Consider the following 23676-nt stretch of genomic DNA (forward strand, 5'->3'; position numbering starts at 1 on the left):
GGGGGAAGGGTTTTCCAACGCGGTGCCGCCCGGGGATGTCGGGCAGCGGACCGCGTGGCGTGGGCACCGCCGGCTGTGAGAGGGACGGGAATGGAACCGACCGAGAGCGCCGCCCCGGAGTCACGGCTGCGCCTGCGCCGGTTCACCGGCGCCTGGCGGACCGGCCGCTGGTCCGGGTGGGTCGCCGGGCGCCCGGGACCGGCCGGGCGGGTCCCCGGAACGCTCACCGCGGCGGACGGCCGCGGCGCCGCACAGCTCACCGTCGAGCCCGTCCCCGGACTGCCCGGGAGCGAGCCCGAACGGCATCTGTCCTGGCCCGCGCTGCCCGCGGCCGTCGTCGCGGCGGCCGGCTTCGTGCTCGGCGCCGGCTTCTACCGCGCCTTCACCGGCGACCACGCCCTCTTCCCGTCCGGCACCGTCGGCTGGTCGCTGGCCCTGCTCACCGGCATCATCGTCGGCCATCTCGTCGCCCTCGGCCGCGCCCGCTGGTGGGGCGGCACCGGCTCCGGCGCCGCCCTCACCCTCGCCGTCCTGATGCTCTACGGCTGGGTGCCCGCCGGAATGGTCAGCCTCACCGTCGTCGTCCTGGTCGGGATAGCCCGGCGCCACCGCTGGCGGCAGGGCGTCCTGCACGGCTCGGTGGACATCCTCGGCATCGCCGCCGGCGCCCTGGTGCTCGCCGCCTTCGGCCGGGTGCCCTCGGTCGAGGCCCCCTGGAACCCCGAGACCTGGACCTTCTACACCGCCCCCGAGGTGGTGCTGGTCGCCGCCGCCTACCTCCTCGTCAGCCGCACCCTGCTCTGGTACCTGCACGCCCCGCGCCACAAGGGCCTGCCCACCGTCGCCCGCACCGCCCTGGTCAGACAGGGCCTCGTCGCGGTCGCCCTGCTCGGCATCGCCCCGCTGGTCTGCGTCGTCGCCATGGCCAAGCCGGTGCTGCTTCCGCTGTTCTCCATCCCGCTGATCGCCCTCGACTCCACCCTGTGGATAGCCAGGGCCCGCGCCGAGGAGCAGCTGCGCGACCCGCTGACCGGGCTGCCCAACCGGCAGTGGCTGCTGGAGCGGATCTGGACCGCGCTCGACGACGCCGAGCGGATCGGTGCCCGGTCCGCACTGATGCTGATCGACCTGGACCGATTCCGATCGGTCAATGACACCCTGGGGCATCTCGCCGGGGACCGGCTGCTGCTCCAGATAGCCGACCGGCTGCGGCTCGCCCTGCCGCGCGGGGCCGAGGCCGCCCGCCTGGGTGGTGACGAGTTCGCCGTCTTACTGCCGGTCGCCGACTCCACGACCTCCGCGACCCGCGTCGCCCGCAGTCTGGTCGCCGACCTCAGCTCCCCGCTCGACCTCGACGGACTCACCCTGGTCCTGGAGGCCAGCGCGGGAGTCGCCGTCTTCCCCGACCACGCCCTGGACGCCGAGGGCCTGCTGCGCCGCGCCGACGTGGCGATGTACCAGGCCAAGCGGGACCGCACCGGCGTGGAGGTGTACGAGTCCAAGCGGGACTCCAACACCCCGGACCGCCTCGGGCTCCTCGGCGATCTGCGCCGGGCGCTGGACGCGCACGAGGTGCAGCTGCACTACCAGCCCAAGGTCCGCTTCGACGGCCAGGTGGCCGGTCTGGAGGCGCTGGTTCGCTGGGTGCACCCGGAGCGCGGGAAGGTGCCGCCGGACGAGTTCATAGCCATCGCCGAGTCCTCCGGGCTGATGCCCTATCTCACCGAGTACGTGCTGGAGACGGCGCTCGGCCAGGTCGCCAAGTGGCGGGCGCAGGGGCTGCACGTCCCGGTCGCCGTCAATGTCTCCCCGCGCGACGTCCACACCCCGGGCTTCGCCGGGTCCGTCGCCGCCCGGCTGGCCCGGCACGGCGTCCCGGCGGGAGCGCTCCAGCTGGAGATAACCGAGCACGTCCTGCTGGAGGACCCGCAGCGCGCCGCCGACACCCTCGCGGGCCTGACCGGACACGGCGTGAAGATGTCCCTGGACGACTTCGGCACCGGGTACTCCTCCCTCGTCCATCTGCGCCGACTGCCCGTCAGCGAGCTGAAGATCGACCGCTCCTTCGTCGCCCGGCTCGCCGTCGACACCGAGGACGCGGAGATCGTGCGCTGCACCGTCGACCTCGCGCATTCCCTCGGGCTGCTGGTCGTCGCCGAGGGCGTCGAGGACGACGAGACCTGGGAGCGGCTGCGCGACCTGGGCTGTGACGCCGTACAGGGCTGGCTGGTGGCGGCCGCGATGCCGCCCGAGGAGACCACGGCCTGGCTGCGGGCCCGGGGTTCACGCGGCTGGCAGCGGCCGCGCGCCGCGCTGCCCGCGGCGGCGACCGACGAGTAGCGGCACCCCCAACGGACCGGCGGGGGGAAACCGTTTCACGGGCACGGCCCCCCGCCCCATAGGATTGGGGCTAGTCGTCCCATTCCCGTCTGTCGCGCGACGCCTGGCACGCACGCTCGCCGCGTTGCCGAATCGTCCACGTGGCTCCGCCACGAGGACGCTCCGGCGCCTTGCGATCGCACGCACCAGACGCCGCGCGACCCGCCCTTCGGGCGGACGACGGGAATGGGACGACTAGCCCCAGCCCCACACCACACACACTCACCCCAGAGGATCGCTGCATGCCTGGCATCACGCGCGAGGAGGTCGCCCACCTCGCCCGGCTGGCGCGTCTGGAGCTGAAGCCCGAAGAGCTCGAACACTTCGCGGGACAGCTGGACGACATCATCGGCGCGGTCGCCCGCGTCAGCGAGGTCGCCGACCAAGACGTACCGCCGACCTCGCACCCGCTCCCGCTGACGAACGTCATGCGGGCGGACGAGGTCCGTCCGTCGCTCACCCCCGAGCAGGCGCTCTCCGGCGCCCCGGCCCAGGAGCAGCAGCGTTTCAAGGTGCCGCAGATCCTGGGGGAGGACTAAGAAGTCATGACGGACATCATCAAGCTCACCGCCGCCGAGACGGCAGCGAAGATCGCCTCCGGCGAGCTGACCGCGGTCCAGGTCACCGAGGCCCACCTCGCCCGGATCGAGGCCGTCGACGAGAAGGTGCACGCCTTCCTGCACGTCGACCGCCGGGGCGCCCTCGCGCAGGCCCGCGCCGTCGACGAGAAGCGCGCCAAGGGCGAGAAGCTCGGGCCGCTGGCCGGCGTCCCGCTCGCGCTGAAGGACATCTTCACCACCGAGGGCATCCCGACGACCGTCGGCTCGAAGATCCTCGAAGGCTGGATCCCGCCGTACGACGCCACCCTCACCAAGCGGCTCAAAGCCGCCGACGTGGTCATCCTCGGCAAGACCAACATGGACGAGTTCGCCATGGGGTCCTCGACGGAGAACAGCGCCTACGGGCCGACCGGCAACCCCTGGGACCTCACGAAGATCCCCGGTGGCTCCGGCGGTGGCTCGTCCGCGGCCCTCGCCTCCTTCCAGGCCCCGCTCGCCATCGGCACCGACACCGGCGGCTCCATCCGCCAGCCGGCCTCCGTCACCGGCACGGTCGGTGTGAAGCCGACGTACGGCGCGGTCTCCCGCTACGGCATGGTCGCCTTCTCCTCCTCCCTCGACCAGGGCGGTCCCTGCGCCCGCACGGTCCTGGACGCGGCCCTGCTGCACGAGGTCATCGCCGGGCACGACCCGATGGACTCCACCTCCATCGACGCCCCGGTCCCGCCGGTCGTCGAGGCCGCCCGCAACGGCAGCGTCGCGGGTATGCGCGTCGGCGTCGTCAAGCAGTTCCGCGGCGAGGGCTACCAGGCCGGTGTCATCCAGCGCTTCGACGAGTCCGTGGCCCTCCTCAAGGAGCTGGGCGCGGAGATCGTCGAGCTGGACTGCCCGTCCTTCGATCTGGCGCTGTCGGCGTACTACCTGATCGCGCCCTCCGAGTGCTCCTCCAACCTCGCCCGCTTCGACGGCCTGCGCTACGGCCTGCGGACCGGCGACGACGGCGGCCACTCGGCCGAGGAGGTCACCTCCCTCACCCGTGAGGCGGGCTTCGGCCCCGAGGTCAAGCGCCGCATCATGCTTGGCACCTACGCCCTGTCGAGCGGTTACTACGATGCCTACTACGGCAGCGCCCAGAAGGTCCGCACGCTCATCACGCGCGACTTCGAGAAGGCCTTCGAGCAGGTCGACGTCATCGTCTCGCCGACCACGCCCACCACCGCCTTCGCGATCGGCGAGCGCGCCGACGACCCGATGGCGATGTACCTCGCGGACCTGTGCACCATCCCCACCAACCTCGCGGGCAACGCGGCCATGTCGCTGCCGTGCGGTCTGGCGCCGGAGGACAACCTCCCGGTCGGCCTCCAGATCATCGCCCCAGCGATGCAGGATGACCGGCTCTACAAGGTGGGCGCCGCTGTCGAGGCCGCCTTCGTGGAAAAGTGGGGCCACCCGCTTCTTGAGGAGGCTCCGTCGCTGTGAGCAAGCTGTCCAAGGCCAAGGACTTCAAGAAGTCCAAGTCCGGCACGTATCTGTCCATCGCCACCACCGCGTTCGGCGCGGTGAGCGTCGTCAAGCAGATGAAGAAGGCGCGGCTGGAGAACGACACGCTGCGGCTGATCGACGCCACCGTCTCCGCCGCCGCCATCGTCACCGGCCTCGCCATCCTGTACCGCGAGCTGAAGCGGCTGGGCGACGACGACGTCCTGCTGGGCTGAGAGGGAAGTTTCACCGTGACCACCACGACCGACCTGGTGTCGTACGAGGACGCGCTGGCGTCGTACGACCCCGTCATGGGCCTTGAGGTCCATGTCGAACTCGGCACCAACACCAAGATGTTCTGCGGCTGTTCGACGACGCTCGGCGCCGACCCGAACACCCAGACCTGCCCCGTCTGCCTCGGCATGCCCGGCGCGCTCCCGGTCGTCAACGCGACCGGCGTCGAGTCGGCGATCAAGATCGGTCTCGCGCTGCACTGCGAGATCGCCGAGTGGTGCCGCTTCGCCCGGAAGAACTACTTCTATCCGGACATGCCGAAGAACTTCCAGACCTCCCAGTACGACGAGCCGATCGCCTTCAACGGCTACCTCGACGTACAGCTGGAGGACGGCGAGACCTTCCGGGTGCAGATCGAGCGCGCCCACATGGAGGAGGACACCGGCAAGTCCACGCACGTCGGCGGCGCCACCGGCCGTATCCACGGCGCCTCGCACTCGCTGCTGGACTACAACCGCGCGGGCATCCCGCTCATCGAGATCGTCACCAAGCCGATCGAGGGCGCGGGCGAGCGCGCTCCCGAGGTCGCGCGGGCGTACGTCCGTGAGCTGCGCGAGCTCATCAAGGCGCTCGGGGTGTCAGAAGCCCGTATGGAGATGGGCCAGATGCGCTGCGACGTGAACCTCTCGCTGCGCCCGAACGGCACCGAGAAGTTCGGCACCCGCTCGGAGACGAAGAACGTCAACTCGCTGCGGTCCGTGGAGCGTGCGGCCCGCTTCGAGATCCAGCGGCACGCGGCCGTGCTGTCCTCCGGCGGCACGATCATCCAGGAGACCCGCCACTTCCACGAGGACACGGGGTCCACGACCTCGGGCCGCGTGAAGGAGGAGGCCGAGGACTACCGGTACTTCCCGGAGCCCGACCTCGTCCCGGTGGCCCCCTCGCGCGAGTGGGTCGAGGAGATCCGCGCGGCGCTGCCCGAGATGCCGCTGGCCCGCCGCACCCGGCTGCTGGCCGAGTGGGGCATCTCCACCACCGAGATGCAGGCGATCCTCAACGCCGGTGCCCTGGACTCGATCGTCGCCACGATCGACGCCGACGCCGACGCCGCCTCCGCCCGCAAGTGGTGGATGGGTGAACTGGCCCGCAGCGCCAACGAGTCGGGCACGTCGCTCGACGAGCTGGCGATCACCCCGGCACAGGTCGCGCGGGTCACCGAGCTGGTCACCAAGGGCGACCTCAACGACAAGCTGGCCCGTCAGGTCATCGAGGGCGTCCTCGCGGGCGAGGGCACCCCGGACGAGGTCGTCGACAAGCGCGGTCTGAAGGTCGTCTCCGACGACTCGGCGCTGGGTACGGCGGTCGACGAGGCCATCGCCGGGAACCCGGGCATCGCGGACAAGATCCGCGGCGGCAAGGTGGCCGCGGCCGGCGCCCTGGTCGGCGCGGTCATGAAGGCCACCCGCGGCCAGGCCGACGCGGCCCGCGTCAAGGAGCTGATCCTGGAGAAGCTGGGCGTCAGCGAAGGCTGAGGCCGACACGCGAATGGCCCGGGAGGATCGACCTCCGGGGCCATTGGCTTACCTACGGCGCCCTACGAGCCGTACGAACCCCAGCGTCCGCCCCTGGTCGGCGCGCACCATCTCACCGACCCGGCGGGCCATCGTGCGGTGGAACTCCTCGGGGCTCTCCTCGGCGACGACCTCGCACCACAGCAGCCAGTCCCGCCAGCCGTCGTCCAGCCAGTCGGCCGTCTCGACCTCGACGGCCCCGCCGCGGGTCCAGTGGCGGCGCCACCAGTCGGCGGAGTGGAAGCACCAGAAGTCGGGCTCCCACCACTGCCGGAGATGCTCCGGCGGCTCCACGCCGTCGATCTCCTCGCGCAGCGCCGGTACGACGATGCCGATCCGCCCGCCCGGCTTCAGCAGCCTGGCCAGCGTCGGCAAATAGAGGTCGTTCGTGCCGAAGTACTGGTAGGCGTCGATGCTCACGATCGCGTCGAAGCTCGCCTCGGCGAACGGCAGGTCGTGCGCCTCGGTGTGCACGGGAAGCACCCGGTCGGCGAAACCGGCCTCGGTGATCCGCCGCGCGTTGTCGTCCGGCCTGATCCACAGATCGGCCGCGGTGACCTGGGCGTGGTACTCCCGGGCGAGGAAGACCGAGGTCATCGCCCGGCCGCAGCCGAGGTCGAGGACGCGCGCGCAGGGGCGCAGGGTGTCCAGGCCCAGGGCGGGCGCGAGCCACTCCAGCAGCCACAGCGCGTTCGGGCCCATCTGGTTCTCGATGACCCAGCGGACGTCGTAGGTGTTGCTGCGCGGGTAGCGGGCGTGGGTCAGCCGCCCGGTGAGGGCCTCATCCGAGATCCTCGGGGTGGTGATGTCTGACATCGGTGAACGGGCTCCTTGAGTCCTGAGAGGCGGAAAGGGATACGGAGGAGCTCGCGCGGACGCTCAAACAACGCACCTGCTTCGGTCGGGGGCCGGACGGGCCCGGAGTCGCTCAGCGGAACACGCTACGCTCGCCCGCCATGAGTCGTCGCACCAATTCCGAGCACGCCGCCTCCGAGCACCCCGGGGACATAACCGAGGCGGATGAAGCGGACGAGTTGGATGAGGCGGACGAGGTGCACGACGCGCGACGGGCCCGCTGGACGGCCGTCGCGGTGGGTGGGCTGCTGGCCCTGGCCGGGCTCGCCGCCTCGACGCTGCGCGCCACCGGATCCGCCCCCGCGCTGGTCCCGGCCGCCTATGCCCTCGGCGCCGTCGTCTGCGCTCTCGCCGCGTTCCTCGGCTCCCGGGGCCGTACCCGGCGGGCGCTGTGGCTGCTGATCGCCGGGGTGACCGTGATGGCGTTCGGAGACCAGTTCGACTGAGGTGACAGCGGGACCGTTACTGTCCTGTGATCTGCCTCCCACTCCTGTGAATAAACCCACGAATGCCGCAATCGATCACTTTCGCCTGTAACAGTGGCAGGACATTGCTCATGCGTTCTTTGCGGGCCGTTCACTCGATGAACCACTGTTCCCGGTCAAAGATCCACACTTCGTCCCCGGGAGCACGTTCGTGGCAGCTCTTGCACGCTGGTGTGTCCAGCGCCGCCTCGTCGCCGTACTGCTGTGGCTCCTCGCCCTCGGCGGGGTGAGTGCCGCCGCCGCGCTCGCGGGCTCCGCGTACTCCAACGACTACGAGGTCGCCGGCACCGAGTCGGGCCGCGCCACCCAGCTCCTTCAGGACGGCTTCCCCGGCCTCGGCGGCGACAGCGACACGATCGTCTGGCACACCGACTCCGGCACCGTCCGGGCCGCCGACGTCCAGCAGACGATGGACCGCGCCCTGGAGAAGATCGCCGAGCTGCCCGGCGTGGCCGACGTCACCGGCCCGTCCGACGACCACGGCGCGACCCAGGTCAGCGCGGACGGTCGTACCGCCTACGCCACCGTCACCTTCGAGGACAGCGCCGAGAACATCGACCGGGCCGAGGCGCAGGCCGTCGTGGACACCGCCCAGGACGCCCGGACCGACGGGCTCCAGGTGGAGCTCGGCGGCACCGCCGTCGGGCTCACCGAGTCCTCCGGCGGACACCTCGCCGAGGTGGTCGGGGTGGCGGTCGCCGCCGTCGTCCTCTTCCTCGCCTTCGGCTCGCTCGCCGCCTCCCTGCTGCCCATCGCCACCGCGCTGGTCAGCGTCGGCACCGCCTACGCCGGGACCGTGCTGCTCGGGCACGCCATGACCGTCGCCGACTTCGCCCCCATGCTCGGCATGCTGATCGGGCTCGGCGTCGGCATCGACTACGCGCTGTTCATCGTCACCCGGCACCGGCGCGGACTGAAGCGCGGACTGCCCGTCGCCGAGTCCATCACCAACGCCGTCGCGACCACCGGACGGGCGGTCGTGTTCGCGGGTGCCACCGTTTGCATCGCCCTCCTCGGGATGCTGATCCTGCGGCTGAACTTCCTCAACGGCGTCGCCCTCGCGGCCTCGCTGACCGTCGTGCTGACCGTCGCGGCCTCCGTGACCCTGCTGCCCGCCCTGCTCTCCTTCATCGGCATGCGCGCCCTCAGCCGCCGCGAACGCCGCAAGCTGGTCGAGCACGGGCCCGAACCGGAGCTGCCGACCGGGCTCGCCGCCCGCTGGTCGGCCTTCGTCGAACGCCACCCCAAGCTGCTCGGCGCCCTCGCGCTGGTCGTCATCACCCTGCTCGCGCTGCCCACGCTCTCCCTGCGCCTGGGCACCTCCGACCAGGGCAACAACCCGCAGTCCGCCACCACCCGGCAGGCCTACGACCTCCTCGCCGACGGCTTCGGTCCCGGCGTCAACGGCCCCCTGACCCTGGTGACCCACGTCGACGGCGGCGACGACAAGCTCGCCCTGGACAGCCTCGACGCCACGCTCCGCTCCACCGAGGGCGTCGCCTCGGTGACCCCGGTCACCTTCAACCCGTCCGGGGACACCGCCTACCTCACGCTCGTCCCCGAGTCCTCGCCGCAGTCCCAGAAGACCAGCGATCTCGTCGAGCGGCTGCGCTCGGAGGTGCTGCCCCGCGCGGAGACGGGCACCTCGCTCGACCTCCAGGTCGGCGGCGTGACCGCGGGCTACGACGACTTCGCCGACGTCATAGTCGGCAAGCTGCCCCTGTTCGTGGGCGTCGTCGTGGGCCTCGGCTGTCTGCTGCTCCTGCTCGCCTTCCGGTCCATCGGCATCCCGCTGAAGGCCGCGGCGATGAACATCGCGGCCGTGGCCGCCTCCTTCGGCATAGTCGTCGCCGTCTTCCAGTGGGGCTGGGGAAGCGAACTGCTGGGCCTCGGCCGCGCCGGGCCGATCGAGCCCTTCCTCCCCGTGATCATGGTGTCCGTCCTCTTCGGGCTCTCCATGGACTACCAGGTGTTCCTGGTCAGCCGGATGTACGAGGAGTGGCTGGAGACCGGCGACAACCGGCGGGCGGTCCGGATCGGCCTCGCCGAGACCAGCCGGGTGATCAACTCCGCCGCGGTCATCATGATCTCGGTCTTCCTCGCCTTCGTGCTCAGCGGTGACCGCGTGATCGCCATGTTCGGCATCGCGCTCGCCGCCGCCGTCGCCCTGGACGCCTTCGTCCTGCGCACCCTGCTCGTCCCCGCCCTCATGCACCTCCTCGGCGGCGCCAACTGGTGGCTGCCCCGCTGGCTGGACGCCCGGCTGCCACGGATCAGCATCGAGCCGCCCGAGGCGCGCGCCGCCCATGAGAGGCTGGCCGACGTCGTGGAGGAGTTCGACGAGGAGCGGCGGGACGATGTACGCGATATCGCTGGGTGACGACGGCGCCGAACTGCGGCCCCTGGAGCCCTGGCACGCCGAGGAGTTCCTGGCCCACCTGGAACGCGGCCGGGACTTCATCAACCAGTACGTCCCGTTCGCCTCCAAGGCCAAGGACACCACCGGCGCCCGCGAGGTCCTCCAGCGCTACGCCGACATGCGCGCCGCCGACACCGGCTCGCTGCACGGACTGTGGCTGGACGGAAAGCTCGTCGGCGGAGTGCTCTTCCTGAACTTCGACGCGGAGAGCCGCAACTGCGAGGTCGGCTGCTGGCTGGAGCCCGCCGGGACCGGCCGCGGACTCGTCACCCGCGCGATGCGGGTGCTCCTCGACTCCGCCTTCGGCGAGCGCGGCATGCACCGGGTGGAATGGCACGCCGCGGCGGCCAACGCACCCAGCCTCAACGTGGCCCGGCGGCTCGGCATGAGCCGGGAGGCCGTACTGCGGGAGAACTGGCCCCACAAGGGCGTCCGCCACGACACCGAGATCTGGGCGATCCTCGCCCCCGAATGGCACGCGGCACGCGCGCGTGCCGCGCACAGCGATCATTAAGAAACCTCTCAGACAGCCTCCGTACGGTGCGAGACATGGGAACGAAGACAGTGGACGAGACGAAGACCGCCAAGGAGCAGGAGGCCGTCGAGGCCACCGAGCCCGAGGACGTCACCGAGACCGACGCCGAGATCCTCGAGAACGGCGACGACGACATCGACGAGCTCACGCCGGACGCGCAGGAGGGCTCCTCCTTCGTCGGCCAGGGCGCCGCCGCGGTCGTCTCCGCGGCGCTCGGCCTGGTCGCGCTGACCGGCAGCTGGGTCGGCACCGTGGCCGCGGCGCGCAGCGAGATCACCGGCCAGCTGGAGATGCAGGCCGCCTCGAACGCGACCGTCGCCGCGCAGCTGGAGGCGGTCTACGGCGATGCCTGGGCGACCACCGCGCTGTGGGGCGGGGCCTTCGCGCTGGTCGCGCTGATCGTCGGCGTCCTGACCCTCGCCCGGCCGGCCTTCGGCGCCCCGGGCCTGCCGCAGCCGGTCTGGATCAAGTCGGTCTCCTGGGCGGGCGTCGCCCTCGGCGTGATCGGGCTGCTCCTCGCGGTCCTCAAGTACACCGACGTCATGCTCGGCCTGCCCTCCACCAGCTGAATCACCGCAGGTCCTGAGGGGTCTTAGGGCATCCGTAAGCACCTTACGGAGCCCCTGAGGCCCCTTCTGCGCGTCTAAGGCCCCCGGCACCGCCGAAGATGCGGAACTCTCCCGATGTGGCGGACCCCCCTGGGAGACGAGAGTTGAGGCATCGCAGCAAGCAGCTCGCGAAAACCAACTCTCCACAGGGGACACCATGTTCGAGTACGAGCTTCACCACCTCCGTTCCGCCGACCTGATCCGCGAGGCCGACAACGAGCGCCTGGCCCGCGAGGCCGTCCGCAGCCGCCGCGCCGCCCGCCGGGAAGCCGCCCGACGGGCCGCCGAGGGCGAGGTGCATACCTCCCGCCGCGGCCGGCTCCGCACCGCGCGCACCGCGTGAGCACCGGGGGGCTGACGGCGGGGCACCCCGCGAAAACCGGTGCCCCACCGTCAGCGCCGCATGCGATGCTCTGGCCCGTGGAGACCCAGTCCGTCAGCCCCGTGTTCGTCGGCCGCGCCGAGGAGTTGCAGAACCTGAAGGACGCGCTCGCCCGCGCCGACGCGGGCGAGCCGCAGGCGCTGCTGCTCGGCGGCGAGGCCGGGGTCGGCAAGACCCGCCTGGTCGAGGAGTTCGCGCGGCACGCCACCGACGGCGGAGCCGTCGTCGCGCTCGGCGGCTGTGTCGAGATCGGCGCGGACGGACTGCCCTTCGCCCCCTTCTCCACCGCCCTGCGCGCCCTGCGCCACGCACTCCCCGCCGAATTGGCCGCCGCCGCCCACGGCCAGGAGGAGGAACTGGCCCGCCTGCTGCCCGAACTCGGCGCCACCGGCCCCGGCCGCCACGACGAGAACGGCACCGCCCGCCTCTTCGAACTCACCGCACGGCTGCTGGAGCGCGTCACCGCCGACCGCACGGTCGTGCTCGCCCTGGAGGACCTGCACTGGGCCGACGCCTCCACCCGGCACCTCCTCGCCTACCTCTTGCGCACGCTGCGCACCGGCCGCCTGGTCGTCCTCGCCACCTACCGCGCCGACGACATCCACCGCCGCCACCCGCTGCGCCCCCTGCTCGCCGAACTCGACCGGCTGCGCACCGTCCGCCGGATCGAGCTGGACCGCTTCACCCACGCCGAGGTCGGCCGCCAGATCGCCGGGATCCTCGCCGCCGAACCCGACCCGGCCCAGGTCGACGAGATCTTCGAACGCTCCGACGGCAACGCCTTCTTCGTCGAGGAACTCGCCGTCGCCGCCCACGAGGGCTGCTGCACCGGGCTCACCGACTCCCTGCGCGATCTGCTCCTGGTGCGGGTCGAGGCGCTGCCCGAGACCGCCCAGCGGGTCGCCCGGATCGTCGCCGAGGGCGGCTCCACCGTGGAGTACCGGCTGCTCGCCGCCGTCGCCCGGATCGCCGAGGACGACCTCATCGAGGCTCTGCGGGCGGCCGTGGGCGCCAGCATCCTCACCCCCGCGCCCGGCGGCGACGGCTACCGCTTCCGGCACTCCCTGGTCCGCGAGGCCGTCGGCGACGACCTGCTGCCCGGCGAGCGTTCCCGCCTCAACCGTGCCTACGCCGAGGCCCTCCAGGCCGACCCGGGCCTGGTCCCCGCCGACGAACGCGTGATGCGCCTGGCCAGCTACTGGTACCACGCCCACGACCCCGCCAAGGCCCTGCCCGCGGTCCTCGACGCCTCCGTCACGGCCCGCCGCCGGCACGCCCACGCCGAGCAACTGCGGCTCCTGGAACGCGCGATGGAGCTGTGGGACACCGTCCCCGAGGACGTACGGGCCACCCTGCGCCCCGTCGACTACACCGAGGTCTACCCTCCCTGCGGCTGCGACCCCGCCTCCACCCCCCTGCGCTATCTGGACCTGATGGCCGAGGCCGCCGTCGCCGGACGGCTCTGCGGGGAACGGGAACGCGCACTGAAGATCACCAAGCGGGCGCTGCACCTCCTGGAGGGGGAGGACGATCCGCTGCGCTCCGCCTGGTTCTGGATCCAGCGCTCCCGGCTGATCCAGGCGCAGGCCCGCGGCGACGGCTGGCAGGAGATCGCCACCGCCCAGGACCTGGTCCGCGGACTGCCCCCGTCCGAGGTGCACGCCGAGGTACTGGCCACGGTCGCCGCCTGGGCCATGGTCCGCGCCCCGGGCCCCGAGGCCATGACCGCCGCCGAGCGCGCCGTCGAGTACGCCCGCATGGTCGGCGCCACCGACATCGAGCTGAACGCCCGCCTCACCCTCGGCAACCTCCTCGTCGACGCCGGGGACATCGAGGCCGGGCTCGCCCTGATGCACGAGGTACGGGAGCAGGCCCTGCCGCTCGGACTGCCGTCCGTGATCGGCCGCGGCCACATCAACCTCGGGTCGGTCCTGGTGGGCATCGGCCGCGCCGAGGAGGCGCTGGGCATCCTCCGGGAGGGACTCCGGCTCACCCAGGACCGGGGCCTGCGCGACTCCGAGGCCTGGATCTGGGCCAACCTCGCCGAGGCGCAGATCTCCCTGGGCCGCTGGGACGAGGGCATCGAGGCGGCGGTCACCGCCCAGCGCACGGGAGAGGTCGCCAAGCCCCGCGGCTGCGCCGCCCACTGCCTGGCCTACGTCGCGCTCTCCCGCGGCCACCTGGAGGAGGCGGCCCGGTACCTGGCCGACGGCCGCGCCTCCTACGGCACCCACGACCCCATGCCGCAGAACAACCTGCCGCTGTCCCGGCTCGCCATCACCCTCGCCGCCACCGAGGGCCGCCTCCCCGACGCCCGCGCCGAACTCGCCCGCACCCTGGACACCGGCTTCCAGCCCGGCACCCAGCGCTACGCCTGGCCCCTGCTGCTGGCCGCCGCCACCGCCGAGGCCGACGCCCGGGACCTGCCCGCCGCCCGCGAGGGCCGCGCCGAGACCCTGGAACGCGTCCTCACCGCCGTCAAGACCCTCACCACCGATGCCCCCATCTGGCACGCCTACGACCAGTGGGTCCGCGCCGAACTCCAGCGCGCCGAGGGACATGCCCCGGTCGAGCTCTGGTCGACGGTGGTCACCGCCTTCGAGCAGCTCCAGCGCCCCCACGACCTCGCCCAGGTCCGCCACCGGCTCGCCGAGGCGCTGCTCACGGCGGGCGGCGAGGACGACCGCGCCCCCGCGGCCGAGCTGCTCCGCCTCGCCCACGCGGTCGCCGAGCACCTGGGCGCCCGCCCCCTGGCCGACGAGGTCACCTCGCTCGCCCAGCGGGCCCGGCTGCTCCTGACGTCCGAGGCCCGCCGCCCCACCGCCGACACCCTCGGCCTCACCACCCGCGAACACGACGTCCTGCGCCTGGTCTCCGCCGGCCGCACCAACCGCCAGATAGCCGAGGAACTCTTCATCTCCCCGAAGACGGCCAGCGTCCATGTCTCCAACATCCTCGCCAAGCTGGGGGTCGCGGGACGGGGCGAGGCGGCGGCGGTGGCGCATCGGTTGGGGTTGTTCGCGAGGGGGGACGAGGAGCGGGTGGGTGCCGGATGACCAGTGACCGACTCCGCCACGTGCCATGGAACTCCGCCACGCGCCACGGAAAGGGAAGCGATGTTCAACACCTTCGAGGAACTGTTCGCACCTGGCCGTAAGCACACCCGCGACGAGCAGAACCGGCTGGAGCTCACCCGCGTGGACGTGGGGGACGGGGATCCGGGGCGGGGGCCGATAGATCTGTCGTCCGGGAAGGTCGTCGTACGGAAGCCGGTGGAGGAGCCGGAGTCCGAGTCGGACGAGGGCTGAGACGTCGGTCCTAGCTCACCCGCACCTCCAGAATCCGGTCGTCCGAGTCCTCCGGGCTGCCCCGGCCGTCCGTATTGCTGGTGACCAGCCACAGCTTGTCGCCGCCAGCCGGTACCACCGTGCGCAGCCGGCCGTAGTCACCCTCGAAGAACGCCTGCGGCTCCGCCGAGGCCTCCGTGCCCTTCAGCGGGATCCGCCACAGGCGCGCGCCCCGCAGGCCCGCCATCCAGATCGAGCCCTCGGCGTAGGCGATACCGCTGGGGGAGGCCTCGTCGGTGGTCCACTGGGCTATCGGGTTGTGGAACGCCGGGTCGTCGGACTCGCCCTCCGCCTCCGGCCAGCCGTAGTTGTCGCCCGGCTTGATCGCGTTCAGTTCGTCCCAGGTGTCCTGCCCGAACTCCGCGGCGAACAGGCGCTGTTTCGCGTCCCAGGCCAGGCCCTGCACATTGCGGTGGCCGTAGGAGTACACGGGGGAGTCGGGGAAGGGGTTGCCCGGGGCGGGTTGGCCCTCCGGGGTCAGGCGCAGGATCTTGCCGCCCAGGGACTCCTTGTCCTGGGACAGGCCCTCCTCGCCGCTCTCGCCGGTGCCCACGTAGAGCATTTTGTCGGGGCCGAAGGCGATCCTGCCGCCGTTATGGACAAAGCCCTTGGGGATGCCCCGGAAGACCGTGTCGGGTGCGCCCAGTTGCTCACCGGACGGCTTGTCCGCGTCGTACAGCATGCGGACGATGCGGTTGTCGGACGCCGAGGTGAAGTAGGCGTAGACCATGTGGTCCGAGGCGTAGTCCGGGGAGAGGGCGAGGCCCATCAGGCCGCCTTCCCCGGCCGGGGAGACCCCGGGCACCTCGCCCAGCTCGGTCGTCTTGCCCGTCCTGGGATCCACCCGGGTGATCGTGGCCTCGTCACGTGAGGAGACGAGCAGGGTGCCGTCGGGGAGCGGGGCCAGGCCCCAGGGGGTGTCCAGATCCTCGGCGACGGTGCGCACCACCTCGGCGGAGCCCTTCGCGGGCGCTGCCTCCTCGGTCGTCCCGGACGAGGGCGGTGCCGCCGATGTCGCATCGCGAGACGCCGTGCCGTCACCGCCGGCGGACGATCCCCCTTCGTCGTCGGAGGAGCACCCGGCCGTCAGCAGGAGCGCGGCCGTGGCCAAAACGGCCGTCACAGCTCGACGTTGCACGATCATGGTCCCTTCGACGGGGCGGCTACTACTTGTCATACACCGCTCGCGCCTCACAGGTTCCCGATCACGACATCCCGAATCTCGATCACCGCGGCCGTGCACGGGGACGCCGCAGGCCGGATCAGCCCTGGGGCCCCCTAGTCCCACGACCCCCGAGCCCCCGGCAGCGCCCCGATCTCCGCCAGGTCCTCCGCCGTGAGCCGCAGCTCCGCCGCCCCCGCGTTCTCCGCCACCCAGCGTTCCCGCTTGGCGCCGGGGGCCGGGACCACGTGCCGGCCCTGGGCCAGGACCCACGCCAGGGCCACCTGGGCAGGGGGGACGTGCTCGCCGTGGCGGCGGGCGATGCGCCGCAGGCCCACGACTATGGGCTGGTTGGCCGCCATCATCTCCGCCGTGAAGCGAGGGTGGCGGGCGCGGACGTCGTCCGGTTCGAAACCCTCGCCCGGGGTCAGGGTGCCGGTGAGGAAGCCGTTGCCGAGCGGCATCGCCGCCAGGAAGCCGATCCCGCGCGCCTCGCACCACGGAAGCAGCGCCTCCAGCGCCTCCGGTGACCACACCGAGAGCTCCGCCTGCACCGCGCTCACCGGGAAGACCTGCTGCATCCGCCGCAACTGCCGCAGCGTGCTGTCGTGCAGGCCCGCCCCGGACCGCCGCCCGCCGCGCGCGCCGACCGCGCACATGCCCAACGCCCTTACTTTTCCGGCCTGGACGAGCTCCGCCATCGCCCCCCAGGTCTCCTCGACCGGGACCTCGGGGTCGGCGCGGTGCAGCTGGTACAGGTCGATCACGTCGGTCTGGAGCCGCCGCAGCGAGGCGTCGCAGGCCCGCTTCACGTATCCGGGGCGGCCGTTGGCGACGATGTGCTGCTCGCCGGCCAGCAGTCCGACCTTGGTCGACACGAAGGCGTCCGGCCGCCGCTCCTTCAACACCCGCCCCAGCAGCAGCTCGTTGGTGAACGGGCCGTACATGTCGGCGGTGTCCAGCAGCGTCGAGCCCAGATCGAGCGCCCGGTGCACGGCCCTCAGCGACTCGTCACCACGCTGCCGCGATCCGCTGTACGCCCAGCTCATCGGCATGCACCCGAGTCCGACAGCCCCCACCGCGAGCGCCGCCGCGCCGATCGTCCTGCGCTCCACCTGGCCGTAACCCTCCCTCTTCCGGCACCCCAACCTAACCAATGCCGTTCAGGCCACCTGACATAGCCTCCAGAGCATGACTCCTGACGTGTGGCTTCCCATCCCGCCGGAAGAGATCGAGGGGCTCCCCGAGGGGCCGCGGTACCGCTTCTGGGACGGTGCCGAGGACTACCCCGCGGACCCCGCCGCGTGCGCCTTCTACGTCGTCCCCTACATGAAGCCGCCGGGGCTCGGACAGCGCCCGCTGTCCAGGATGAGCTCCGTCGAGGTCGTCCAGACACTGTCCGCCGGCACCGATCACGTCGAGCCGGGGATGCGGCACCTGCGTCCCGGCGTCCAGCTCTGCAACGCGCGCGGGGTGCACGAGGCGAGCACCGCCGAGCTGACCCTCGCGCTGATCCTGGCCTCGCTGCGCGGCATCCCCGACTTCGTGCGCGCCCAGGACCGGGGGGAGTGGCTCGGCGGGTTCCGGCCCGCGCTGGCCGACAAGACCGTCCTCATCGTCGGATACGGCTCCATCGGCGCCGCCATCGAGGACCGGCTCGCGCCGTTCGAGCTCGCGCGGGTGGCGCGCGTCGCGCGCTCCGAGCGCACCACGGCGCGCGGTCCAGTGCTTCCGCTCACCCAACTCCCCGCCCTGCTCCCCGAGGCGGACGTCGTTGTGCTGTCCACACCGCTCACCGAATCCACCCGTCACCTGGTCGACGCGGGCTTCCTGGCCCGGATGAAGGACGGCGCGCTCCTGGTGAACGTCGCCCGCGGCGGAGTCGTCGACACCAAGGCCCTGCTCGCCGAGGTGGAGACCGGGCGCATCACCGCGGCGCTCGATGTCACCGACCCCGAACCCCTGCCCCCCGCCCACCCGTTGTGGCAGGCGCCCGGCGTGCTCATCAGCCCGCACGTGGGCGGCCCCACGTCCGCCTTCATGCCCCGCGCCAAACGACTGCTGGCCGACCAGTTGAGCCGTTTCGTGAACCGGGAGCCGCTGCGCAACGTGATCCTTACGACGGGCACACCCAGCGGCCCGTCGACCGACGCAACAGCCACGTAATCCGGTTCGGGTACCCTCCGCAATCCTCTGAACGCGGTCCGTGCCCGCATCCCCGCTGGTCGTCACGGAGCGTAGAGAACCTATGTCCCTGAGTGACGAGACTGGTGTATCGTCCCGACAGGGGCTGCGCCGCGCACCGTTCGGCGCCGGGGATGGACATTTCAGACTGTGAGGGGGGCGACGGGCGATGCACGGCCTATGGACCAACGATCCGACGCGGCGGGGCCGCCGACGGCGACCCTGGCGCACGGCCGCGCGCAGACGCGGTCATCACGGCAACCACCACCACAGCCATCACCGCAGGCACAGCGGCCGCCGCAGGCATGCGCACCCGGCGCACCGGGACACGCGGGACCCGGGAGCGGCGCGGACCGGGAGGGACCGGTGACCTCGCCGCCTCCCACGACCACCCTCAACGGAGCGTTGCGGGCCCGCCCTTCGTCGGGGGCGCTGCCCCGGCCGCCGTCCTGCGGCGCCGGGTCCGGCATGGTCCCCCAACTCGTCCTGGCCGTGGTCTGCGCGGGATACGCCGTCGGTTCCGCGCTCGGCTGGGGTTCAGATCAACTCGCGCTCATCATGGGTGACTTCGGGCTGAGCGCCGCGGCCGCCACCGCCGCCGTGAGCTGCTTCCTCTACGCCCGCAGCCGCCGTATCCGCTTTCGTCCCGCCTGGCTGCTGTTCGCCCTCTCCTCGGTGATGGCCGCCCTCGGCAACCTCGTCTGGGGGTGGTACGAGGTCGTACTCGGGCGCCCCGTGCCCAGCCCCAGCTACGCGGACGGGTTCTTCCTCTGCTTCGCCCCGCCCGCCATCGTGGGGCTGCTGGTCCTCGCCAAGCGCCCGGTGACCAAGGCCGGTTGGGTCTGCCTGGGGCTGGACGCCTGGCTGATCGGCGGCTCCCTGCTCACCCTGTCGTGGAGCCTCGCCCTCGCCCAGACCGCGGCCGCCTCCGAGGCGACGAGCGTGTCGCACACCGCGCTCTCGCTCGCCTATCCGCTGCTGGACATCGCCCTGGTCAGCATGGTGCTCGCGCTGCACTTCAGGCGTTCGTCGGTGAACCGCACCGCGGTCAACACCGCGATCGGGGCGCTCGCCCTGACCGTGATGTGCGACGCCCTGTTCACTTCGCCGCTGATGCACAACAACTACCGCTCCGGCCAACTCCTCGACGCGGGCTGGTTCGCCGGCTCGCTGCTGCTCGCCTACGCCCCCTGGGCCACTCCCCGGGGCGGTGACGCCGAGCGGCAGGAGAGCGAGGGGCACACGCGCGTGGTGCACGAGCACCTGCCGGGACAGCGCGGTGCCGGCCACCACCATCCGCCCGCCCATCCGCCCGCCCAGGGAGGTGATCGCAGCCGGTACCCGGCGGCCCGTCCGATCGCCGGCTCACTGGCCGCGCTCACGCCCTATCTCGCCGCCGCCGTCTGCACCTTGGGGATTCTCTACAACGTCCTCAACGGCCGCAGCGTCGACCGCGTCGTGCTCATCACCGGCGGCACCGTCGTGCTCGCGCTGGTGATGCGCCAGGGCATCATGCTGATCGACAACATCACCCTCACCCAGGAACTGGCCCAGAAGGAGAACCACTTCCGCTCCCTGGTGCAGGGCTCCAGCGACGTCATCATGATCGCCGCCCCGAACGGCATCCTCCGCTATGTCTCCCCGGCCGCGGCCGGCGTCTACGGCCGCCCCGCGGAGGAGCTGGTGGGTACCGAACTGGCCAACCTCATCCACCCGGAGGACCTGGGCTGCGTGGTGCACGAGGTGCGCCGTTTCCTCGCCGCCAGCCCGCCCGAGGAACCCACCACGCGCATCGAGTGCCGGTTCCGGTCCGGCGAGGGCGGCTGGCTGAACGTCGAGTCCACCGTCAACCGTCATCACGGCGGACTCATCTTCAACAGCCGGGACGTGACCGAAAGAGTGCGCCTCCAGGCGCAGCTCCAGCACAACGCCGAGCACGACCCGCTCACCGACCTGCCCAACCGCGCCCTGTTCACCCAGCGCGTGCAGCAGGCCCTGTCCGGCCGCCGGGTCTCCGACCGCGGCGCCGCCCTGCGCGGCACCGCCGTCCTCTTCATCGACCTGGACGGATTCAAGGCCGTCAACGACACGATCGGGCACCAGGCCGGGGACGAACTGCTCGTCCAGGCCGCCCGGCGGCTCCAGGAGGCGGTGCGGCACGGCGACACCGCGTCCAGACTGGGCGGCGACGAGTTCGCCGCGCTCATCGTCGGGGACGGCACCCGTGACCGCACCGCCCGCGAACGGCACATCCTGGAGCTCGCCGACCGCCTCCGGGCCACGCTGTCGCAGCCGTACGTCATCGACGGCAACGATGTCCGGGTGGCCGCCTCCATCGGGGTCGCCTTCGCCGAGCCCGGCCTCGGCGCGGGCGAGCTGCTGCGCAACGCCGACCTCGCGATGTACCGCGCCAAGGCGGCCGGCAAGGGCCGGGTCGAGCTGTACAAGCCGCAGATGCAGCAGGACGTCGTACGCAAGGCGGAGCTGGCGACGCGGCTGCGGGCCGCGCTGCACGACGGTGAGTTCGCGCTGCTGCACCAGCCGGTGGTGTCCCTGGCGGACGGCCGGATCACGTCGGTCGCCGCCCAGGCGCGCTGGCGGTCCTCGCAAGGGGTGCTGTTCACGCCCGCCGAGTTCCTGCGGGTCTCCGAGGACAGCGACAAGACCGCCGAGCTGGGCCGCTGGATGCTGCACGAGGCCGTGGAGCAGGCCGCCGAGCGCACCGCGACCGGGGTCTCGGTGCCGGTCAGCGTGCGGATGAGCGCGCGACGGCTGCTGGACCGCTCGATGCCGCTGGACTCGATCGAGGCCCTGCTCACCCGGCACGGCCTGCCCTCGGGCGGGCTGGTGATCGAGCTGTCCGACACGGACGTCCGGGTCTCGCCGGACGAGCTGGAGCGCCGTCTGGGCGCGCTGCGCAGACTGGGCGTGCGGATCGCGCTGGACGGCTTCGGCAGCGGCTGTGCGGCGATCACGGCGCTGCGCAGGCTCCCCGTGGACATCCTCAAGCTGGACCGCGGGCTGGTCGACGGCGTCGTGGAGTCCGCGCGGCTGCACAAGATCACCAGTGGGCTGCTGCGGATCGCCACCGACCTGGGGCTCCAGTCCCTGGCCGAGGGCGTGGACCTGCCCGAGCAGGTCGTGGCCCTGCGCTCGATGGGCTGCACCCATGGACAGGGCATGGCCTTCTCCGGCCCGCTGGACGAGTATCGACTGCGCAGAGCGCTCGGATCCGGCCACTATCCGGTCCCGCACGGCCCGGTCGAGCCCGCGTTCGCGGGTGGTGAACGCGCCATGCACAGGGGTGGGGCGGGGGTGTACACCGGAGGTGTGCCCGCTGTTCTCGGAGGCGGCAGTGCCCTTCGCTCACATACTGAGACGCCCGTCCCACCACCTTGACACGCGATGCGTGCCGGGGGGAGGGTCAGTGCCATGCGCACCCGAATTCTCGTACTTGGAAAGCGCGTCGGCTGACGCTGAGCCCTTGATCGCTCAGCTTCCCACTCCGGCGCGCTCCCCTCGCTTGCCTTACGGCACGAGGGGTTTTTTGTTGCACCAACACCAGTCGTACACCGCACAAACTTCGCAAAAACCCTCAGCATCGAGAAGAGAATGCCGATGACCGAGCAGGCCACCGGGGCCCATCATCCGCAGCCGCGGCCCCGTTCCGGAGGACAGCAGTCCGCGCCCGAGCACGTGACGGGAGCGCAGTCCCTCATCCGTTCTCTCGAGGAGGTCGGGGCCGACACGGTATTCGGCATTCCCGGCGGTGCGATCCTCCCGGCGTACGACCCGCTGATGGACTCCACCCGGGTGCGCCACGTCCTGGTCCGGCACGAGCAGGGCGCCGGCCACGCGGCCACCGGCTACGCGCAGGCCACCGGCAAGGTCGGCGTCTGCATGGCGACCTCCGGCCCCGGCGCCACCAACCTCGTGACCCCGATCGCCGACGCGCACATGGACTCCGTGCCGATGGTCGCGATCACCGGGCAGGTCGCCTCCAAGGCGATCGGCACCGACGCCTTCCAGGAGGCGGACATCGTCGGCATCACCATGCCGATCACCAAGCACAACTTCCTGGTCACCAAGGCCGAGGACATCCCGCGGGTGATCGCGCAGGCGTTCCACATCGCCGCCACCGGCCGCCCGGGCCCGGTCCTGGTCGACATCGCCAAGGACGCGCTCCAGGCGCGGACCACCTTCTCCTGGCCGCCCACCATGGACCTGCCCGGCTACCGCCCGGTGACCAAGCCGCACGCCAAGCAGATCCGCGAGGCCGCCAAGCTGATCACCGCCGCCAAGCGGCCGATCCTCTACGTCGGCGGCGGCGTCCTCAAGGCGCACGCCACGGCCGAGCTGAAGGTCCTGGCCGAGCTGACCGGCGCCCCCGTCACCACCACCCTGATGGCGCTCGGCGCGTTCCCCGACAGCCACCCGCAGCACCTGGGCATGCCCGGTATGCACGGCTCGGTGGCCGCCGTCACCGGTCTGCAGAAGGCCGACCTGATCGTCGCCCTCGGCGCCCGCTTCGACGACCGCGTCACCGGCAAGCTGGACAGCTTCGCGCCGTACGCCAAGATCGTGCACGCCGACATCGACCCGGCCGAGATCGGCAAGAACCGATCCGCTGACGTGCCGATCGTCGGTGACGCGCGCGAGGTCATCGCCGATCTGATCCAGGCCGTGCAGAAGGAGCACAGCGAGGGTCACCACGGCGACTACGAGGCCTGGTGGAAGGACCTCAGCCGCTGGCGCGACACCTACCCGCTCGGCTACGACCAGCCCGAGGACGGCTCGCTCTCCCCGCAGCAGGTCATCCAGCGCATCGGCCAACTCGCCCCGCAGGGCACGATCTTCGCGGCGGGCGTCGGCCAGCACCAGATGTGGGCCGCGCACTTCATCGAGTACGACAAGCCCGCCACCTGGCTCAACTCCGGCGGCGCCGGAACCATGGGCTACGCGGTCCCGGCCGCGATGGGTGCCAAGGCCGGCGCCCCGGACCAGACCGTCTGGGCGGTCGACGGCGACGGCTGCTTCCAGATGACCAATCAGGAACTCACCACCTGCGCCCTGAACAACATCCCGATCAAGGTCGCCATCATCAACAACGGCGCCCTCGGGATGGTCCGCCAGTGGCAGACCCTCTTCTACAACCAGCGCTACTCCAACACCGTGCTGCACTCCGGCCCGGAGGCGGACGGCAAGCAGCCGAGCGCCGGCACCCGTGTCCCCGACTTCGTCAAGCTGTCGGAGGCGATGGGCTGTTACGCCATCCGCTGCGAGGACCCGGCCGACCTCGACAAGGTCATCGAAGAGGCGAACTCCATCAACGACCGCCCGGTCGTCGTCGACTTCATCGTCCACGAGGACGCGATGGTGTGGCCGATGGTCGCCGCAGGCACCTCCAACGACGAGATCATGGCCGCCCGGGACGTCCGCCCCGACTTCGGCGACAACGAAGACGACTGAGCGAGAG

General features: G+C 71.7%; 18 protein-coding genes. 15 read left to right on the forward strand and 3 right to left on the reverse strand.

What is annotated here, in order from left to right:
• Window positions 1–90: 90 nt before the first annotated feature.
• From STRCI_RS28305 to gatB, 5 genes are all read left to right on the forward strand, one after another.
• Window positions 91–2340, forward strand: a complete 2250-nt coding sequence (locus STRCI_RS28305; RefSeq protein WP_269661790.1) for a putative bifunctional diguanylate cyclase/phosphodiesterase — start codon at window positions 91–93, stop codon at window positions 2338–2340.
• 281 nt (window positions 2341–2621) lie between these two features.
• Complete coding sequence (gene gatC / locus STRCI_RS28310; protein ID WP_007384860.1) at window positions 2622–2918, forward strand: Asp-tRNA(Asn)/Glu-tRNA(Gln) amidotransferase subunit GatC; 297 nt, start codon at window positions 2622–2624, stop codon at window positions 2916–2918.
• Between the two features lie 6 nt (window positions 2919–2924).
• Window positions 2925–4418, forward strand: a complete 1494-nt coding sequence (gatA, locus tag STRCI_RS28315) for an Asp-tRNA(Asn)/Glu-tRNA(Gln) amidotransferase subunit GatA (RefSeq protein ID WP_269661791.1) — start codon at window positions 2925–2927, stop codon at window positions 4416–4418.
• Window positions 4415–4654, forward strand: a complete 240-nt coding sequence (locus tag STRCI_RS28320; RefSeq protein WP_015657668.1) for a hypothetical protein — start codon at window positions 4415–4417, stop codon at window positions 4652–4654. The genes gatA and STRCI_RS28320 overlap by 4 nt, the downstream gene beginning before the upstream one ends.
• Before the next feature lie 15 nt (window positions 4655–4669).
• Window positions 4670–6184, forward strand: a complete 1515-nt coding sequence (gene gatB, locus STRCI_RS28325; RefSeq protein WP_269661792.1) for an Asp-tRNA(Asn)/Glu-tRNA(Gln) amidotransferase subunit GatB — start codon at window positions 4670–4672, stop codon at window positions 6182–6184.
• Window positions 6185–6232: 48 nt separating this feature from the next.
• On the opposite strand, the gene STRCI_RS28330 is transcribed toward gatB, so the two are convergent.
• Entirely contained in the window at window positions 6233–7039 is an 807-nt protein-coding gene (locus STRCI_RS28330) for an SAM-dependent methyltransferase (protein ID WP_269661793.1), read from the reverse strand.
• A gap of 140 nt (window positions 7040–7179) precedes the next feature.
• On the opposite strand from STRCI_RS28330, the gene STRCI_RS28335 reads away from it, so the two are divergent.
• The 7 genes from STRCI_RS28335 (at window position 7180) to STRCI_RS28365 (ending at window position 14815) form a co-directional block, all read left to right on the forward strand.
• On the forward strand, window positions 7180–7524 hold the full coding sequence (locus tag STRCI_RS28335; protein WP_269661794.1) for a hypothetical protein: 345 nt from the start codon (window positions 7180–7182) through the stop codon (window positions 7522–7524).
• A gap of 190 nt (window positions 7525–7714) precedes the next feature.
• Entirely contained in the window at window positions 7715–9943 is a 2229-nt protein-coding gene (locus STRCI_RS28340) for an MMPL family transporter (protein WP_269661795.1), read from the forward strand.
• Window positions 9921–10496: a GNAT family N-acetyltransferase gene (locus tag STRCI_RS28345; RefSeq protein ID WP_269661796.1), complete on the forward strand. Its 576-nt coding sequence runs from the start codon at window positions 9921–9923 to the stop codon at window positions 10494–10496. The genes STRCI_RS28340 and STRCI_RS28345 overlap by 23 nt, the downstream gene beginning before the upstream one ends.
• A gap of 35 nt (window positions 10497–10531) precedes the next feature.
• Window positions 10532–11086: a hypothetical protein gene (locus STRCI_RS28350; protein WP_269661797.1), complete on the forward strand. Its 555-nt coding sequence runs from the start codon at window positions 10532–10534 to the stop codon at window positions 11084–11086.
• Between the two features lie 196 nt (window positions 11087–11282).
• Window positions 11283–11468, forward strand: a complete 186-nt coding sequence (locus STRCI_RS28355; RefSeq protein ID WP_269661798.1) for a hypothetical protein — start codon at window positions 11283–11285, stop codon at window positions 11466–11468.
• A 65-nt stretch (window positions 11469–11533) separates the two neighbouring features.
• Complete coding sequence (locus tag STRCI_RS28360) at window positions 11534–14563, forward strand: helix-turn-helix transcriptional regulator (RefSeq protein ID WP_269661799.1); 3030 nt, start codon at window positions 11534–11536, stop codon at window positions 14561–14563.
• A gap of 60 nt (window positions 14564–14623) precedes the next feature.
• The gene (locus tag STRCI_RS28365; protein WP_269661800.1) at window positions 14624–14815 is read left to right on the forward strand and encodes a DUF6191 domain-containing protein; all 192 of its coding nucleotides are present in this window, start codon (window positions 14624–14626) and stop codon (window positions 14813–14815) included.
• A 10-nt stretch (window positions 14816–14825) separates the two neighbouring features.
• Here STRCI_RS28365 and STRCI_RS28370 read toward each other — a convergent pair whose 3' ends face one another.
• Window positions 14826–16031: a PQQ-dependent sugar dehydrogenase gene (locus tag STRCI_RS28370; protein WP_269661801.1), complete on the reverse strand. Its 1206-nt coding sequence runs from the start codon at window positions 16029–16031 to the stop codon at window positions 14826–14828.
• Between the two features lie 101 nt (window positions 16032–16132).
• Window positions 16133–17131, reverse strand: a complete 999-nt coding sequence (locus STRCI_RS28375; protein ID WP_269661802.1) for an aldo/keto reductase — start codon at window positions 17129–17131, stop codon at window positions 16133–16135.
• Window positions 17132–17207: 76 nt separating this feature from the next.
• Between STRCI_RS28375 and STRCI_RS28380 the strand changes: the two genes are divergently transcribed.
• The 3 genes from STRCI_RS28380 to STRCI_RS28390 all read left to right on the forward strand — a co-directional run bounded on the left by STRCI_RS28380 (window position 17208) and on the right by STRCI_RS28390 (window position 23669).
• Entirely contained in the window at window positions 17208–18182 is a 975-nt protein-coding gene (locus tag STRCI_RS28380; RefSeq protein WP_269661803.1) for a 2-hydroxyacid dehydrogenase, read from the forward strand.
• A 384-nt stretch (window positions 18183–18566) separates the two neighbouring features.
• The gene (locus STRCI_RS28385; RefSeq protein WP_269661804.1) at window positions 18567–21599 is read left to right on the forward strand and encodes a putative bifunctional diguanylate cyclase/phosphodiesterase; all 3033 of its coding nucleotides are present in this window, start codon (window positions 18567–18569) and stop codon (window positions 21597–21599) included.
• A 219-nt stretch (window positions 21600–21818) separates the two neighbouring features.
• On the forward strand, window positions 21819–23669 hold the full coding sequence (locus STRCI_RS28390; RefSeq protein ID WP_269661805.1) for an acetolactate synthase large subunit: 1851 nt from the start codon (window positions 21819–21821) through the stop codon (window positions 23667–23669).
• Window positions 23670–23676 lie beyond the last annotated feature (7 nt).

The organism is Streptomyces cinnabarinus, from assembly GCF_027270315.1.
Taxonomy (GTDB): domain Bacteria; phylum Actinomycetota; class Actinomycetes; order Streptomycetales; family Streptomycetaceae; genus Streptomyces; species Streptomyces cinnabarinus.